This window comes from Paenibacillus sp. JNUCC 34 (assembly GCF_058269055.1).
Map to the genome: position 1 here is coordinate 3,901,743 of NZ_CM177770.1, position 16,763 is coordinate 3,918,505.

At 47.8% G+C, this 16,763-nt stretch carries 14 protein-coding genes; 5 read left to right on the forward strand and 9 right to left on the reverse strand.

The genetic code is table 11. From position 1 onward, the window contains the following. The first annotated feature begins 140 nt into the window (after positions 1-140). Complete coding sequence (locus tag AC2TF5_RS18340; RefSeq protein ID WP_491298602.1) at positions 141-755, forward strand: TVP38/TMEM64 family protein; 615 nt, start codon at positions 141-143, stop codon at positions 753-755. Between the two features lie 76 nt (positions 756-831). Beyond that, entirely contained in the window at positions 832-1,800 is a 969-nt protein-coding gene (gene msrA / locus AC2TF5_RS18345; protein WP_491298603.1) for a peptide-methionine (S)-S-oxide reductase MsrA, read from the forward strand. 52 nt (positions 1,801-1,852) lie between these two features. Here msrA and AC2TF5_RS18350 read toward each other — a convergent pair whose 3' ends face one another. Continuing rightward, positions 1,853-2,533 carry a YitT family protein gene (locus AC2TF5_RS18350; protein WP_491298604.1) on the reverse strand — a complete coding sequence of 227 codons (681 nt, stop codon included), beginning with the start codon at positions 2,531-2,533 and terminating at the stop codon, positions 1,853-1,855. A gap of 543 nt (positions 2,534-3,076) precedes the next feature. Between AC2TF5_RS18350 and hmpA the strand changes: the two genes are divergently transcribed. Continuing rightward, positions 3,077-4,282, forward strand: a complete 1,206-nt coding sequence (gene hmpA, locus AC2TF5_RS18355) for an NO-inducible flavohemoprotein (protein ID WP_491298606.1) — start codon at positions 3,077-3,079, stop codon at positions 4,280-4,282. Between the two features lie 6 nt (positions 4,283-4,288). Here hmpA and AC2TF5_RS18360 read toward each other — a convergent pair whose 3' ends face one another. Both AC2TF5_RS18360 and AC2TF5_RS18365 read right to left on the reverse strand, forming a co-directional pair. Beyond that, entirely contained in the window at positions 4,289-4,681 is a 393-nt protein-coding gene (locus AC2TF5_RS18360) for a VOC family protein (RefSeq protein WP_491298607.1), read from the reverse strand. 20 nt (positions 4,682-4,701) lie between these two features. Beyond that, the gene (locus AC2TF5_RS18365; RefSeq protein WP_491298608.1) at positions 4,702-5,202 is read right to left on the reverse strand and encodes a Crp/Fnr family transcriptional regulator; all 501 of its coding nucleotides are present in this window, start codon (positions 5,200-5,202) and stop codon (positions 4,702-4,704) included. Positions 5,203-5,389: 187 nt separating this feature from the next. Between AC2TF5_RS18365 and AC2TF5_RS18370 the strand changes: the two genes are divergently transcribed. Beyond that, a complete protein-coding gene (locus AC2TF5_RS18370) occupies positions 5,390-5,773 on the forward strand; it encodes a YhjD family protein (protein WP_491298609.1) in 384 nt (127 codons plus the stop codon). Between the two features lie 118 nt (positions 5,774-5,891). Then, the gene (locus AC2TF5_RS18375; protein ID WP_491298611.1) at positions 5,892-7,955 is read left to right on the forward strand and encodes a YhgE/Pip domain-containing protein; all 2,064 of its coding nucleotides are present in this window, start codon (positions 5,892-5,894) and stop codon (positions 7,953-7,955) included. Between the two features lie 126 nt (positions 7,956-8,081). Here the strand turns inward: AC2TF5_RS18375 and AC2TF5_RS18380 are convergent, their stop codons facing one another. From AC2TF5_RS18380 to AC2TF5_RS18405, 6 genes are all read right to left on the reverse strand, one after another. Then, entirely contained in the window at positions 8,082-8,987 is a 906-nt protein-coding gene (locus AC2TF5_RS18380) for a hypothetical protein (protein ID WP_491298613.1), read from the reverse strand. A gap of 18 nt (positions 8,988-9,005) precedes the next feature. Continuing rightward, positions 9,006-10,367: a nucleotide sugar dehydrogenase gene (locus AC2TF5_RS18385; RefSeq protein WP_491298614.1), complete on the reverse strand. Its 1,362-nt coding sequence runs from the start codon at positions 10,365-10,367 to the stop codon at positions 9,006-9,008. A gap of 62 nt (positions 10,368-10,429) precedes the next feature. Next, positions 10,430-11,230, reverse strand: coding sequence for a response regulator transcription factor (locus tag AC2TF5_RS18390; RefSeq protein ID WP_491298615.1), 801 nt, complete (start codon positions 11,228-11,230; stop codon positions 10,430-10,432). A gap of 59 nt (positions 11,231-11,289) precedes the next feature. Further along, complete coding sequence (locus AC2TF5_RS18395) at positions 11,290-12,657, reverse strand: glycosyltransferase family 2 protein (protein WP_491298617.1); 1,368 nt, start codon at positions 12,655-12,657, stop codon at positions 11,290-11,292. Positions 12,658-12,700: 43 nt separating this feature from the next. Then, complete coding sequence (locus AC2TF5_RS18400; protein WP_491298618.1) at positions 12,701-13,894, reverse strand: HEAT repeat domain-containing protein; 1,194 nt, start codon at positions 13,892-13,894, stop codon at positions 12,701-12,703. 27 nt (positions 13,895-13,921) lie between these two features. Then, entirely contained in the window at positions 13,922-16,204 is a 2,283-nt protein-coding gene (locus AC2TF5_RS18405; RefSeq protein ID WP_491298619.1) for a hypothetical protein, read from the reverse strand. Positions 16,205-16,763: the final 559 nt, after the last annotated feature.

The following is a 16,763-nucleotide window of genomic DNA, read 5'->3' on the forward strand; positions in this document are numbered from 1 at the left end:
AGCTACTCCCCTTTGGGAAATATTCGGTTAGATATCATTGTATCATAAGGTTATCCCACTTGGCTAACTATTATTTTTGATCTAACTTTTGATATGATGGACTTGGCCGTTCAATCTCGCAAATACGGAAAGGACTTATTATGAAAAAATGGATTACTCCTGTTGTATATATCCTCGCACTTTATCTCACGTTTACGTATAGAGTCGAAATTTTCGACTGGCTAAAGACCAACGATTCCATGCCTCTACTCTTTGTTCTGACCACCCTCCTAGCCCTGTTCCCCATCCTCCCCTACAAAGCGGTAATCGCCGTATTGGGATATAGCTACGGGACTTTATTGGGGGCTTCAATTGCCTGGCTGGGAACGACTGCCGCTGCCATGATCATTTATGGAGCAGCCGCTTCCGCTTACCGCGAACCAGGAAGAAGGTTTCTGGCTAAATTCCGCTACATTGAATCGTTTACTTCCTCCGTGGAGAGGCATCCTTTTAAAGCTATCGTTATTGCACGTCTTATGCCGATTGTTCCACAGATGGTAGTCAACGTATATGCTGGTGTCGCATCCATTCCTTTCTGGACTTACACGGCTGCCTCAGGACTCGGAAAAATCCCCGCGATCCTGATCTACGCTTATCTTGGAAACGGCCTTGTTAATAACCCGTTACAGTTTGCCATCATCGCCGCGATTATCATGGCTGCTACCGTTATCGGTTTAGTGGCATACCGAATGAAACACCGAAAAAACAGCATCTGATGCTTTTTTTGGATACAAGGGTATAATGATTTATAATGAGATTTGCAGTTACTTCACCTGACTATGGAGGGATATCATGAATAATACACAATCAAACACAACAGAGCTGGCCACGTTTGCAGGAGGATGTTTCTGGTGCATGGTCTCTCCTTTTGAAGAGATGCCCGGCATTCTCAAGGTCGTCTCCGGCTATACTGGCGGCCATACGGAAAATCCAACTTACGAAGAGGTTTGCTCGAATACAACAGGTCATTATGAAGCCATACAAATAACGTTTAACTCTCAAATTTTCCCCTATGAGAAACTGCTAGAGCTGTTCTGGCAACAGATCGATCCGACCGACGCTGGCGGACAGTTTCACGACCGTGGCACTTCATATCGTACAGCCATCTTCTATCACACAGAGGAGCAGCAGCGTCAGGCTGAAGCATCCAAGCAGACTCTGCAGGCAAGCGGCCGGTTTGATAAACCTATAGTGACGGCAATCATTCCGGCAAGTGAATTTTATGAGGCCGAAGAGTATCATCAGGGCTATCATAAGAAAAATCCGTCTCATTACAAACGATACCGCAAAGGATCGGGACGTGAGGATTTTATCGAAACGCACTGGTCATCAGTTAAAGACAAACTTGAGCTCAAGAACCGCCTGACACCTCTTCAATATGAGGTAACACAGAACAACGCAACCGAACCTCCTTTCCGAAATGATTTTTGGGATCATCATGGCGAAGGGATTTATGTGGACATCGTATCTGGCGAGCCACTCTTCAGTTCCCTGGACAAATACGATTCCGGTTGCGGCTGGCCAAGTTTTACCCGTCCGATCCGGGAGTACAATGTTAAAGAAAAGACTGATCTAACCCATATGATGGTGCGTACCGAAGTCCGCAGCAAGCAAGGTGATTCCCACCTGGGACACGTCTTTGAGGACGGCCCTGGTTCGAACGGCCTCCGTTACTGCATCAACTCTGCCGCTCTCCGCTTTGTACCAAAAGAAGATATGGTGAGCGAAGGATACGGAGAGTATTTGCAGTTGTTCCCATAAAAAAAACATAAAAAAGCTCGCCCTGATCCAGGCGAGCTTTTCGTATTAAAAATTAACGGCCTCCAACAGAATGCTGTGCAGTTGGAGCAACCTGATTGCGTGTAACTCGTGCCGTTTTCGGTTTCTTCTCCACGCCATACGTAGCCGTTATAGTAATCATCTGTCCAGCAATGGACACGGCAAGAATTGTATACAGCGTTTCAACCAGCGGCAGATAGAATAGTGAGAGCAGAAGTACGACGGCGTCCATTAAGAAAAATACCGTACCTACCTTCAGTCCGCTCCTTTCACTAATCAATACAGATATGGCATCATCCCCACCCGTTGCTCCGCCGTAGCGAAGAACGATCCCGGCTCCAAATCCGGTAAGCAGACCAGATATCACAGCGGCTGCTAACAAATTATGGTTAAGATCAATAACAACAGGAGAATAACGTTCCATAATTGCATAAAAGAATGAAAACATGCCAGCGGCAATCATTGTGTTGATAATAAATTTGTGACCCTTTAAGAACCAGGCGATAATCAGCACTGGTATGTCCAATAGGATCATACTAAGCGCTGGCGGTATATCCAAAATATACTTGCCTAGCAGCGCCAGCCCCACAAATCCGCCTTCCGATAAATGGTTCTGAAAATTAATGTGATAATAGGTAAATGCGAGTAAAAACGTTCCAAACAACATGGCTAACATCGTGTGCATCATCATAATGATGTCTTTTCTTGTCCTCATACAGGCTCCCTCTAGTCGTAGTAGATTGGTCAGACATAGTCCAACCTCTACGGAAAGGTAACCTTGAGGAGTTCATCCTTCGCATCAAAGCTTCCTTCCTTTCGCAGAGACTGTCCTTGTCTTTAGACGTCCGACTTCGCTCTACGAAGGAAGCTATGTGTATGAGAGATCATAACGTTTCCAAATCGTCCTTTGGGGATTCGTCCTTCGGGGACACATGGTATCCTGATCCTTTCTTGTTTAGTTAATTTGTTGTAGATAGACTGAAGTAGAGAAGGAATTCACCGGTGAAATTACCTTCCGTTCAGCCTGTGCTAAATATATTATAACACATTTGCGATGTTAACTAAACAGCTTACTTGAAGAAATTGGGAATTATCTAACTTGTTGTGAATTTGTTCATTGCCAACTTATTAGATTCATGTATATGTTCACGATTCTGAAATATGCCCTGTGATCAAAATCACCATCACTTCTCTCCCAGCCTGCCTATACTTATATGAGAAAAGTCACACGATACTTTTAGAAGAGAGGGATTTTGACATGTTAGACCCACATACCATTGAAATCATCAAGTCCACGGTTCCCGTTCTCGAAGTTCATGGGAAGGCAATTACCACCGTATTTTACCAAAAACTATTCCGGCATCATCCTGAGCTCTTAAATATTTTTAACCATGCGAACCAGCGCCAAGGCAAACAGCCAACCGCCCTTGCGGGTGCTGTCTATGCCGCTGCCGCCAATATCGACCGTCTGGAGAATATACTTCCTGTCGTTAAGCAAATCGGAGAAAAACACCGCGCCCTGAACATCCTGCCAGAACATTATCCAATCGTTGGCGAAACACTACTCGCCGCCATCAAAGACGTACTTGGCGATGCTGCCACACCCGAGATTATGGATGCATGGGGTAAGGCCTACCAGATCATAGCTGACGTGTTCATTAGTGTGGAAGCAGATATGTACAACACAGCTGAAGCTGCACTGGGTGGATGGAGAGGCTATCGGAACTTCATCATCGACCGTAAAGTGGAAGAAAGCCGTGTCATTACTTCCTTCTACTTAAAACCCGAGGATGATCAGCCGATTTCCCAATATGAACCCGGACAGTATATTACCCTCCGGGTGAAGCCTGAAGGCGAGCAGTATACCCATATCCGGCACTATACCCTTTCTGCAGCCCCGGGACAACCTTATTACAAAATCAGTGTCAAACGTGAAGACGCTGCAGAAGACAAACCTGCCGGAATCGTATCGAACTGGCTTCACAGCCACGCTAAGCCAGGCACAGTAGTGGAGCTTAGCGCTCCTGCCGGGTCCTTTACGTTGAATCAGACCGATGAACATCCCCTTGTGCTCATCAGCGGAGGCGTTGGTCTAACCCCAATGGTAAGTATGCTTGAAGCGACGCTTTCTACTCAGCCACAGCGCCCTGTGACCTATATTCATGCTGCTATAGACGGCAGCCATCATGCCATGAAAGAACATATCGAGAGATTGGCCACTACCCATAAACAACTAGACTCTTACGTCATCTACGAATGTCCACAAGAGGGAGAAGCCTGCCACAAATCGGGGTACATCGACCTTTCCTTCCTTCGCGACACGGTCGATCCGCTGTCCGATTGTTATTTCTGCGGACCTCTGCCGTTTATGTCCTCAGTGCAGCGTGACCTGAAGTCTCTCGGACTACCAGACGAACGGATTCATTATGAATTTTTCGGCCCTGCAGCATCATTGGAAGCTTAAACTGGCTTATTCGTGGTCCGGTGCCACAAGCTCGACCTTGATCCGATCAGGATCTTCGAAGAACACGGCATAATGGCTCGGACCGCCAGCATAGGGATACTTGTCCTCATACAGGACGGGTATCCCTTTTCTTTTTAACTCGGATGCCATATCATCCACCTGCTGACGGGATTTTGCATGAAATGCCAGATGATTCAGGCCCGTTCTTCGCCGATGGTAAGGATGGGAGAGGAATCGTTCCTCCGTCTGCACAAATACAAGATAGGTAGCACCTTGTTTCCAGCTAACGCCGCTGTCCCACTCCTGATATAGATGATAGCCCAGTTCTGTAAGCAGCCACCCCCAGAATTCCCGGCTCCGATTCAAATCACTTGTATTTATCTCCACATGATGCAGCAAGAAGCATTCCTCCTGATTTTTTAATGTTGTCCTCTTAACAGCCGGTTTACCGTCTCGCGCCGCACCCCGATCAGCTGACCGATCTCTTCCTGTGTAAGCAGCTCAGTCAGATGTAATCCTTGTGAATAATCATCAAGCCATTTGATTAACAGCTCCAGCCGCTCAGCGGGAGTGCCTACCGTCAGGTGGTCCAGGCGCTGCTGCATGAAACGTACCTTCTCCTGTAAAAGTCTTGCCACTTCCAGCGGCCTGTCTGGGTTCTCCTTCAATTCGCGGTACCATTCTTTTGCCGGGATGATCTCGATTTCGCTACGGATGACCGCTGTGGCTGTACCATGTGTTTCCTTTGGGCTGATGAGTGAGTGATGCGGAACTGTCTCACCCGGATACAAAATGTTGAACAGCACGATGTTCCCGTTCTCATGCAGCCTTGTCACTTTAAACAATCCGCTTTTGATGTGATATAGAAATTCTCCGCTATCCCCTTGATGGAACAAAACTTCCCCTTTGTGCAAAATCACCAACATCACTCCCTGCTATCTGAATCAAATCCCTCTGCATGGAGCAGGCGGACACATATTTGTCATTATAACAAAAAGAAGACGAGTTCCGGCCCAAAAAAATTTACGGCTTGCCATTGTTATAAACGTGGTTTAACATGAGTAACATATAAGAACATACGTTTCTATATTGTAAGGAAGTGACATAATGAAATATCCCCTCCTCCCTCCGGCTCCGACGGAAGAAGATGATCTGCTTGTCAGATCCTATGTGGTACACGGCATTATGCTAAAAATGCTGAAACGGGACATCAATACCCTTCATACACTTTCTCTGAAAATGCCCGCACTTTATATCCGCAGCCTCAGCCTCATTGAAAAGGAAACCTCCGGAAATCTCTGCTCCGTCCGTCAGAAACTCCGTGTTCACGGTATCCGGATCTCGGAAGAAATTCGTAAATCCGGCGGAATTGAAGCCGTGTTTATGTGTCGCGGCTATCACCGCACTCTATGGTTATCATGGGAACTTATCCAGAAAGAAGCCATGAACAGGCTTCATCGGTATTCAGGTTCAAATTTGGCGGCATACTAGCCTAAATGGACTTGAAAGAGAGGGATATGTCATCCGGAATATTATCCGTATCTACCTCACCGACCTCAAAAACATAACGACGAATTGGGCCGCAGCCGTACTGATTATAGGTCTCGCCGTGCTGCCTTCGCTCTACGCCTGGTTTAATATTGCATCCTCATGGGATCCGTACAGCCAAACTTCCGGTTTATCCATCTCGGTAGCCAATCTGGACGCCGGTACGACGCTTCACGGCACGCCTATCAACGCAGGGCAGGAAATCATACGTTCACTCCAGGACAACCACAGTCTCGGGTGGCGGTTTACAGATCAAAAATCAGCTGTAGAAGGTGTACAACATGGTGATGATTATGCCGCCATTGTTATTCCTAAAGATTTCTCGGCACGGATCGGCACCGTACTTACGGACGAACCGGTAAAAGCAGAAATTCTATATTATACGAACGAAAAAATAAATGCAGTCGCTCCAAAGGTCACAGCTAAAGGAGCGTCCAGCATTGTCGAAGAGGTCAGCAAAAATTTTATTCAAACCGCTAACGGGACTATCTTTCAAATATTCAATACGCTTGGGATCGAGCTGGAAAATGAACTACCAACGATTAAAAAGGTTGAGCGTTTAGTGTTTCGCATCGAGAATCATTTTCCGGAACTAAACCGGGCCATGGAAACCGCCATAGAGGATATGCAGACCGCCAGCAAACTGGTCGCCCAATCTAAAAAGACACTGCCCGTACTTGAGGAGATGGCCCGCAGCGGGCAGGAGGCGGCAGGGGCTCTTGCTGGATTTGCCAAACAGACTTCCGAAGCGTCCGTGTCGCTCGAGCCGCGTATAAAGCAGGACCTTACTGTTCTGAATGAAGCTGCAACCTCTGTCCAGCAGGCAATAGCTCTCGCAGAGCAGTCCGGAATTTCTCCTGAGGAAGCTCAGGCTCGCTTGAAAGAGGCTGGGAAACGCGCCGGAGAAGTCGCAATAGTGACAAAACGGCTGTCCGAATTGTTCCAGCAGCTGGATTCAGCTATACCGGGCACCGGCGCAGCCGCTGCAGCCGCTGATCTAAAACGTATCAGCGAGCGATGGACTTCGATTCAAGAAGGTACTCAGGCCGCCATTACGGCCATAGGACAAGATGGCGAAGCTGGAGCGAGTCAGCTCACTAAATTGAGGCAGCTGGCAGATGATGCAGCCAAATTGTCAAGTGGGCTGCTTAACCGATATGATAGCGAGATCGGCCCCCGGATTTCTGCAGGTCTAGATCGGGCGGGGAAGACAGCCCAGACTGTCCAAACCGAGCTAAACCAGGCTTTAAAGGCAATTCCTGATGTAAACCAAATTCTCCAGCATGCAGAAACCGGCCTTGCCGCAGGTGGCAAAGAAGCAATTGCCGTACAGAACCGTCTTCCAGAAGCCGAGCAGCAAATTTCCAGACTTGCAGACGGCTTCCGCAAGCTGGAGCAAGAAGGGGCACTCGGGGAGATTATCGATTTGCTCAAGAACAATTTCGAGAAGGAAAGCCAATTCTTTGCGGAGCCGGTTATGCTTAAAGAAAACCGGTTGTACCCGATTCCGAACTACGGCTCAGCCATGTCTCCCTTTTTCACGACCTTATCACTTTGGGTCGGGGCACTGCTGCTCGTTTCACTGCTAAGCGTAGAGGTGCATCATGAAGAGGCTGTGTTCGGAAGCACAGCAGTATATTTGGGTCGCTTTCTCACCTTCTTGTCCATCGCAGTCTGTCAGGCGCTGTTCGTCACGCTCGGTGACATGTTTCTTCTGGGAACCTATGTCGTAAATCCCACCTGGTTTGTGTTGTTTGCTGTTGTAATCAGCTCGGTATTCATGCTGATCGTATACACGCTCGTATCCGTCTTCGGCAATGTAGGCAAGGCGATGGCAATCGTGCTGCTTGTGCTTCAGCTGGCAGGCGCGGGAGGAACGTTCCCCATTCAGATGACTCCCGCCTTCTTTCAAGCTATTCATCCTTTCCTTCCCTTTACCTATGCGATCAGCATGATGCGCGAAGCGGTCGGGGGCATTTTGTGGGACATTATATATCGCGACCTGCTCATCCTGCTCGTCTTTGCGGTCGCGGCACTCGCCATCGGTATCGGACTGAAGAAACCTATAAACCGCGCGGGGAACCGCCTGGTGCAAAAAGCTAGAGAATCCAGGCTGATTCATTGATCCCTCTGAGAACCATTACCTCATCTAATCGACTACTCAGAAAAATAACAGCCGTTCCCCATCTATAGCGGGAAACGGCTGTTTAACATGAAGTGTCTGCTTTTTGCTCTAAATCCGGTTCATCCATTATCGATTGTCGTTCTCGTTCGTTATAGCAGTTGTTTTTCGGTTCCATGCCTGATAATGATGAACAGCAAGACCGGCAAAAGACGGATGTTCCGTCCCTAATACAGCCACACGGTGCGCTTCGTTCTTCATCACCTTTTCACTTTTGCCGTGGAAAGTTAGATGATCTCCTTCTTTCGTATCTGTCAGTTCCATACCGATCCAAACGGATTTGCCAAGCTCGTCCGCCTGTTCCAGCTCTTCGCGGGACAATTCATACATCTTCTCCCCGTCGTCCCGGTAAGACATGACCGCAACAGCATCCGCCTGCTCCAACATCCAGCGGCTGAAATTGCCTGAACCTTCAGGCCCTGGTATCGAATCCAGCCAAAAAGGAACCGCAGCGCTAATCTCCAGCCCCTGGCGTCTTGCTTCCTGCACCCATGACTCCATATTCCCGCTCCATTCCCTGACGACCTGCTCCTGTTCACGTTCCCAGCGTCTTAAGATATAGGGTTCAACATCCAGCTGAACACCTTGAAAGCGTTCCTCTGGCTTCGACTCCATATTATATTCTTCAAGCCAGGACATTAATTTTGCCCCTTCTTCACGCTGGTCAGTATACGCCCAATCAGGTTCCCCGCCCAAGGCATGAACGGCAACATTAGCCTCATGTGCAGAACGGATAAACCGGCGGTAATCTTCCTCGGGTACACTCTCTTGAATTTGCAGAAAAATGGTAGTAACTCCTTCTCTTCCGCTAAAATCCAAAATCTCTTCCGATTCACTGCGAATGATAGCGGTATCCCACAGCCATGTCGCTTTATCTTGTTTCACAGGTGCTGATGGAAGAATAAAGAGGAGCAGCAAAAGACAGATGATCGCGGCGATGATGTAAAACTTGGCTTTTGCGGGTAAACGCCTCATTCTCTCCTCCATTCCAGTTTAAATCAGCATCGCTTCGCCCGGCTCCGGAACATGCTGAACTGAGTGGCCGATTTTATATATATGCGGCTGGGCATACGTGTTAAACGCGTTGCGGGTGTCAAGAATAGGCACACCCATAGAAGCGATAAAGCTGTAATCGAAACTGCTGTGATTCGTAATTAACACCATACAGTCATACTTGCGGAACTTTTTTATATCATAATCGACACTGTTGACCGTTTCGCCGTTTTTGTCCACGAAGCTACGAGCATGCGGATCGTAATAGTCAACATTAGCCCCGTTCTCTTTGAACTGCTCGTAAACCTCAAGCCCAGGTGATTCCCGCAGATCGCTAATATCCGGCTTGTACGCCATACCGAGCAGCAAAATATTCGAGTGCTTAATAGATTTGGCATATTCATTTAGAATAGTAGCCGTCTTGTTAATGACATAGTAAGGCATATTGTCATTGGTCGACTGGGCCAGCTCGATAAACTTGCTGTAGAAACGGAATCCCTTAGCCTTCCAGGACAAGTACATCGGGTCCAGCGGAATACAATGCCCCCCAATGCCAGGCCCAGGGTAGAACGGCATAAATCCAAACGGCTTCGTGGCTGCAGCATCAATGACTTCCCAAACATCAATGCCCATACGGTCGCACATCATCGCCATTTCGTTAACAAAAGCGATGTTGACGCTCCGGAATGTATTTTCGAGCAACTTAGACATTTCGGCAACCTTTGGCGAGCTGACGGGCACAACCATATCCACGTATTCTTTGTACAGGGCTGCTCCCAGCTTCAGACATGCTTCCGTTGTTCCGCCAATCACCTTAGGTGTGTTCCGGGTGTTAAAGCGGCTATTCGACGGATCGACACGCTCCGGGGAGAAACAAAGGAAAAAGTCTTTACCGGCCGTATAACCAAGAGCTTCAATCTCCGACTGAATCAATTCCTCCGTTGTACCCGGATACGTTGTGCTCTCCAGCGTTATGAGCAGCCGCGGCTTCATGAAACGCTTGAGCTGCTCTACTACCATAGTAATATATGAAGTGTCCGGGTCCTGATTCTCGCTCAGAGGAGTCGGCACACAGATGCTGATCGCATCAATGACAGCAATCATGCTGTAATCCGTTGTAGGTTTGAATCGGCCTGTCTGCATGCAAGCAGCCAATTCTTCGGACGAAATATCGGAAATATAGGAATCTCCCCGATAAATCCGGTCAATTTTGTCAGGGTCAAGATCGATACCTACTACCGTAAAGCCCTGCTTAACCATTTCCACAGCCAATGGAAGACCTACATAACCAAGTCCTACGACCCCCAGGACAGCTTTCTTACTTTCAATCGCGTTTAACAAAGTTTCATATTCCTCATTCACGAACATCGACCTCCATCGGTGTATTGTCTTAAGAAGCTCCAAAAACGTGCTATTTTAATTGTTTAGTAAAGGCATCGGCGGATACGGGCATCCAGCTCTACCGGTGAGAACGGCTTGGTCACATAATCATCCACCCCGTTCTGGAAGCATTGGCTGATCGTCTGCTCCACACGCTTCTCGGTCAGCACGACAATTTTCGGCGGTGCCTTCACATCAAGCTGCTGAATATGATGAATGAAAGGAAGACCGTCAATGCCATACAGATTTAGCTCCGTCAGTACCAAGTCAGGCTCCCATTTCGGGATAAGCTCCAGTGCCTCCAGACCATCGACCGCTTCCAAGGTCTCGTAGCCCTGCATAGCCAGACGGATTTGCAAAAATTCACGCACCGTCGCGTCATTATCCACAATAAGAATCCGGTTCGTATCCGTACCTGCCTCATCTTCTGTAAAAATCTGAATGTCGGAAGAGGTGCTGAGTCGAGCGGACTCCGCCATTTGCTTCAGCATCTGCTGCGAAGGAGCAGCGGATATAGCCGCGAGTGTAATCCGAGGATCATAATTCTCGTTCGTCTCCAGCAAAAGCTGCTTGAGAAGCAGCGCCTGGTAATGGGCTACATCCAGCGTTGTCCCCGGCAGGATGACTGCCAGCATCTTCGTGACAGGATCCTTCCAAACCTCACCTTGTAATCCGGACAGCGGATTAAAGAAACCTTTCACCTGATCTTCAAGACCAGGTGATTCACCAGCGCAGTATAAGAATAGGAGGGCGCACGTCCCACTCGGGTATTTCCGTACTTTTTTCTCCAAAATACTGTACAGATCCGTACCTTGCTCTTTTTGCATTGTTGCAGTCTGAGACATGATCAAATCCACCTTTCTCACTTTTCATGAATTATGATTAAATCAAACGGGCCCGGAAGTCAGGCGGTCTCTTTCTCATCTTTCCAGCTCTGCCGGGTCATCGTTCCCCAGGTATTGTTGTTCTGAAGGTATTGAATATGTCCTTGCACTCTCCACAACACGCCAAGTTGGTGATATCCGACAAACTTGAGCGCCGAGAAGAGGAGCATTTTTACAAGATCAGACAGCTTTTTGTATCGACGGAAGGCGATTTCTTCCAAGATAAGCGCACCTACACTGAGCAGATATCCACTCAAAAGATTCACCAATCCGAACACCACAAGAATCTGCCAATGGGTCATATCCAGCAAAACATATCCTATCAGAGCCAGCAGGCCCGTGATTCTGAGATAAGGGTTTAAAGCTTCAAAAATGACGTTGTAAGGCATCGTCATCAAGCCCATCGTCTTGTACTTCGGGTTGAATACCATGTCCCGGTTCTCGATCATGTTCTTCAGATTCCCCCGGCCCCAGCGCTTTCGCTGGTTGGACAAAATATGATAGCTGTCCGGTGCCTGCGTCCAACAGACCGCCTCGGGACAAAATGCGATCCGGTAACGGATTTTGTTCTCCAGCATATAGCGGTGCAGCTTGATAATAATGTTCATGTCCTCTCCGGGATATCCACCGCGGTATCCGCCAACGGCAATGACATAATCCTTACGGAACAGACCGAAAGCTCCGGAAACAATAATAAGTCCGTTAATATGACTCCATCCAATCCGCCCGCCAAGGAACGCCTTCAAATACTCAATAGATTGGAACATCGGCCACATCCGGCGCGGCAGCGAAACGTTCTTAACCGCTCCATTCTCGATGACACAACCATTGGCAATGCGTACATCCCCGCCAACAGCGACAGTTTCCTCCGGATTTTCCATATACATCCGTGCCATACGGATTAGCGCATCCTTCTCCAGCAAAGAGTCAGCATCAATGGAGGAAATAAGAGGGTAACGGGACATATTAATGCCCGCATTCAGCGAGTCCGCTTTACCCCCATTTTCCTTATCGATAACGAACAGATGTGGATACTGCTCGTTATAGTAAACGCCTCGGACCTTTTTCGTATTAATCGTCCCTCGAAACTCAGGATTCGAGACATGTTGAAGGCCATATTCCTTGATAAGTACATCCAGTGTTTCGTCGGAAGACCCGTCGTTAATCACAATGACCTCATACGTCGGATAGTTAAGTGTCATAAGACAGCGGACGTTCTCAATAATAGTCAGTTCCTCATTGTAGGACGGAACGAGTAAGGATACCGCTGGAACCAGCTCCGAGCCCGACAGCGTATTGTATTTGGAAAACGATGCCCGCCTGAAAATACTTCCGATATTCATGAAAGAAAATAATAATATTGCAAAATAGAGCACATTGACGATCATGACATAATAAATCGCTACCATACCGTATGTGAGCAGGATGTCTCTAAGCAGTGTAATCCCCTCCTACTCGTGCCACTTGTACGGTCCGCTTGTTCGGCTGAACACCGAAATAACTTTCGTAAAGCAGCTTTTTTTTGTTAAATGCAACCATTTGCTCGACCGCCTCGTGATCGCTTTCTTTCACCATAATCCGTTCAATCCGGTTGAGTGCCGTTTCCCGCACCACCCCGGTCCTGGTTAACGCAGCTTGGCACAGTACCTCAAAGCCTTGCTCTCCTAATAACGACAAACTTTCCGCACTATTATTCCGGACATGCCAGCTCTCATCCTGAAGCGCAGCGGACAAAAGCGGTATGCTGCCTGCCGCATGAAGCGGACCGAGTGCTTTGGCGGCTGCCGCGCGCACCTCCCATTCACCGTCATTCATAAGCTGGGCGATCGTCTCGTCCTTCAACACCGGATTTGAGCCTAGATACAGTTTAACCGCCTCAGCACGAACATCCTTCTGCTCGGAGCCGACCAGTCGGTCGAGTGCGGGAACGACTGCGGGCACAGCCTGTCCCCACATGGCAACCAGAGCTACTTTAACCAGACCTGGATTCGGATCATCCAATAGCTTGCGCATCAGACCAGCTGAATCCAAACGGGTTTCGAGCAAAATATCGGCGGCCATATGGTGAATCGGCTTCTCATAAGATAAAAGCTTTGACAGCATAGCGCGGATTTGATCTGGCCGCTCTGCACTCTTGGCAATAGCCCGGGAAATAATAATGGTCGACGGACCATACTTGGTTCGGTCCAGCAGCACTTCGAGCGCTGGAACCGCCTCCTCAGCCCTCATGCCACCCAGACGGTAAGCCGCCTCAATACGTCGACCGTAACGGAAGCTTCCAAGTGCACGGATTTCAAGTTCAACAAAACCGGCCTCTTTGCACAATTCGATCAACTTGGTCTGGGCTTCTCCCTTGAACTGCTCGATCCATTCCATTAATTTATCTTGAATAACCCGGCGTTCCAGCGCTTTAAGGTTGCCTGGCGGAAGCTCAAGCGAAACATCATCATGCAGATGAGCCTGCACGTACATGAAATAATCACGGTGTTTCTCTCGGTATAACTCTGACTGCTTTTGTTCGGCATTATGCTTTATTTTCATATGGAACAACAGGATTATGCCGAGTGCGATCAGGCCCAGACAAACATAAATGAACATATAAGCCAAGGCTAAATTTGAAAACATATCCGATGGTTCCTCCTTTTTTGTTAACTATTTGCTGGCCCGGATATCAGACACTCCGGTAAAAAACTCCTTCATCGCATAATAGCTCTTCTTCAAACGTTCGCTGTACTTGACCGTTTCCCACGGTTCCCATGTATACGGAACGATGCTCTGCAGATTAATCACTTCATCTTCAGCCGCTGATTCTTTTGAAGCTCTACTGTCATTGTCTACATGACCAGCTTCCGTCCGGTCTGCAATCCACGGTACCAGACGAATACCTTCGGTTGTCACCGTTTTGAATGTTCTTCGATCCTCAAGCGGGCTATAGTCTATAACCTGTAGAGAACTTGGATCTGCAAAGCCGAGCAGCATCCATGGAATACGCATTTCAACGACGTTGCCTTTATACTGCCAAGTGGCAAGCGAGCTGAAATCCTGCGCTTCGGGATTCGTGGAGCCACGCTTTAGAAATCCGACCGTCTCATCCACAAACGGATGCGCAAAGCGCGTATCCGGCGGGTTCATCATGAGGCTAATACCCAGCTTCCAGGAGTTAAACGGAGCAGGATTTCCATCCCGATTAGCTGCTTGGTCTCCCTTCTCTTCGTCCTCAGGAAGCATCCAGTATCCGTCCTTGCCATAGAGGCGTTTGTGGAAGTCATAGGAAGGGGCGATCTTAACCTGTGATTCACTGTCTTTTCCCAGCTCAATAAGCGTCTCCAGACCATCGCCTTCCAATGTTCGGCCTGCCAATTCTTTCAGCGGTTGCTCGCCGCCTTCTATCGTATCCGCACCGATGTAAAGTTTAGATCTCTTCGGATCAAATTCCTGATCAAGCTCCATACCAATGTATAGATAAGCTTCATCATGAGTCAGCTGCATTGCTTTCACACCTAAAGCCTTACCCTCCCAGCGTTTTACCTCTCCTTCCGGCAACTTGTCCCAATCTGACAGATTTCCGTCTATGGTCAGCAGCTCCTCCTTACCGGGCAGCATAGTAAGAACACCGAACATCTTTTCGTTTGTCAGCACATTCAGCCAGTAAGCCCGCCTATCTGCAGGGATTTCAAACGGCATCGTATTCCAAGTCTTCTTGAACCATTCGTCCTGCCACATAAAAAGGATGGCTCCTGAATACCCTTCGTCATAAATATCTTGGGTCAAAGAAACATTGATCTCTCCCTGCTCCTGTTCATCATGTCCACCCTGATCTCGGCCGCCTGGACCGTGATGGGAAATACCCATGGAAGACGGTACACCGTATTCAGTGATCATTATCGGCATATCCGTATATTCCGCCTTTAATTTCCGCAAATAGGCTTTATAGGTGTTATAACCGCCCTTTCCGTCGGAAATGGTCCGCAAACTTTTGTCGGTCCGGAAAAAATCGGGATAATACGGATAAACGTGATAGGAAGCAAAATAACCTGCGTCCCAATTCACCGGCTTGATATGCCGTGCATCTACAGACACCATGTCTTCTTCGAACAGCGGCTCTCCCGGATGCTCAAGCACATCTGTAGTAACCCAATTCGTAAACGTAATCGGATGCTGCCAGCCATATTTCTGCTCTTCGGTGGCTGTGTGGTCAAGCAGGCCGGCCAGCCAATTCTCAAACGGACTTGATCCTTCTGTACCCGAAAAATACATGCCTTCATAACGCGGGACGTCCTTATGCTTGTCATTCGTATTTTTAACCATGGAAGGGTCCCACTCCGTACCTACATGCCATGCCATCAAATATTTCCCGGCATTTGTTGTATATTTACCGCTCGAAGCACCATGCTTGGCATCCACCGTCACATCTCCGTACACGGCAGCTACCGCTTTGGTGATCTCCTCCTTGAACATCTGATGAATATTGTCCGCATATGCATCTTGCTGTTCGATAAGCTGCTCTTCGGGGGACCATATGCCCTGCATGAAGTAAAGCGGATCCTCATCTTTATCCCGGTTATATTTCACGATTGCTGAATAAAAAACCGGATTGTGTACCGTATATAGTCGTATTACATTCGCTCCCATCTCATCAATTTGTTTAAACCAGTGAAGATAATCCTCCTCGGTTGCGGGGAGCTCGCCTGGAAAGTGACCCGGAACCGTTGCTCCCAGATTGACGCCTTTTACAAACATTTCGTTCCATTTTTCATTTTCACTGTATAGAAGAAAACCTGTACCCTCTGTTTTGAATTTCAATTTTGTCCCGTCTGTATCCGCGAAAGTTTTTAATGACGGCCGAAAAAATCCAAAAATGACGGCGGCACCACAGAGCAGTACAACGGTCACGGTCAATACTCCTAACAGTATCCATCGTTTTGTTTTGCTCATCGCCTTATCAACTCACCTTCTTTTTGTTCTTAATATGCACGGTTTAGTTTGCCGTGCTTTTTCGGCAGCAGCTATACAGGCCATTCTAAGTCCGGTAGAGCCTGAGCGCCATGCACCTGATTTACCAACTTTTCATATTGGTATAATAGGCATAAAGATGTAACAGGGTACCAGGCTTGTCTCTGCCAGACCAGTCCCTCTCTCAGGCAGCGGAAGAGGAATAAACAGCATCACTTTCTCCTCTTTCTCACATCATCAATTCAATGGCCGAACTCCCGTATACCACGCATAAAGATGATAAGAGTTCTACTGTAAACCATGAGAGAGAAAGCAGATGTTTTCAGAAAATTTGCTCTAATCGTTTAATTAAACGCAAAAAAATTGCTAAAGTTACGCTTATTTTTACATCATTATCCATAGTTATTACAAAATTGATACCATAGTATGACATGAAATCGGTTGAAAAGTGCGCCACTACGGGATTGTTAAATATTAGGTTGTAACAGAAAATAAGAAGAGAGTCCCGCACTGGGACCCTCTTTTTCGATCAGTATTTTCC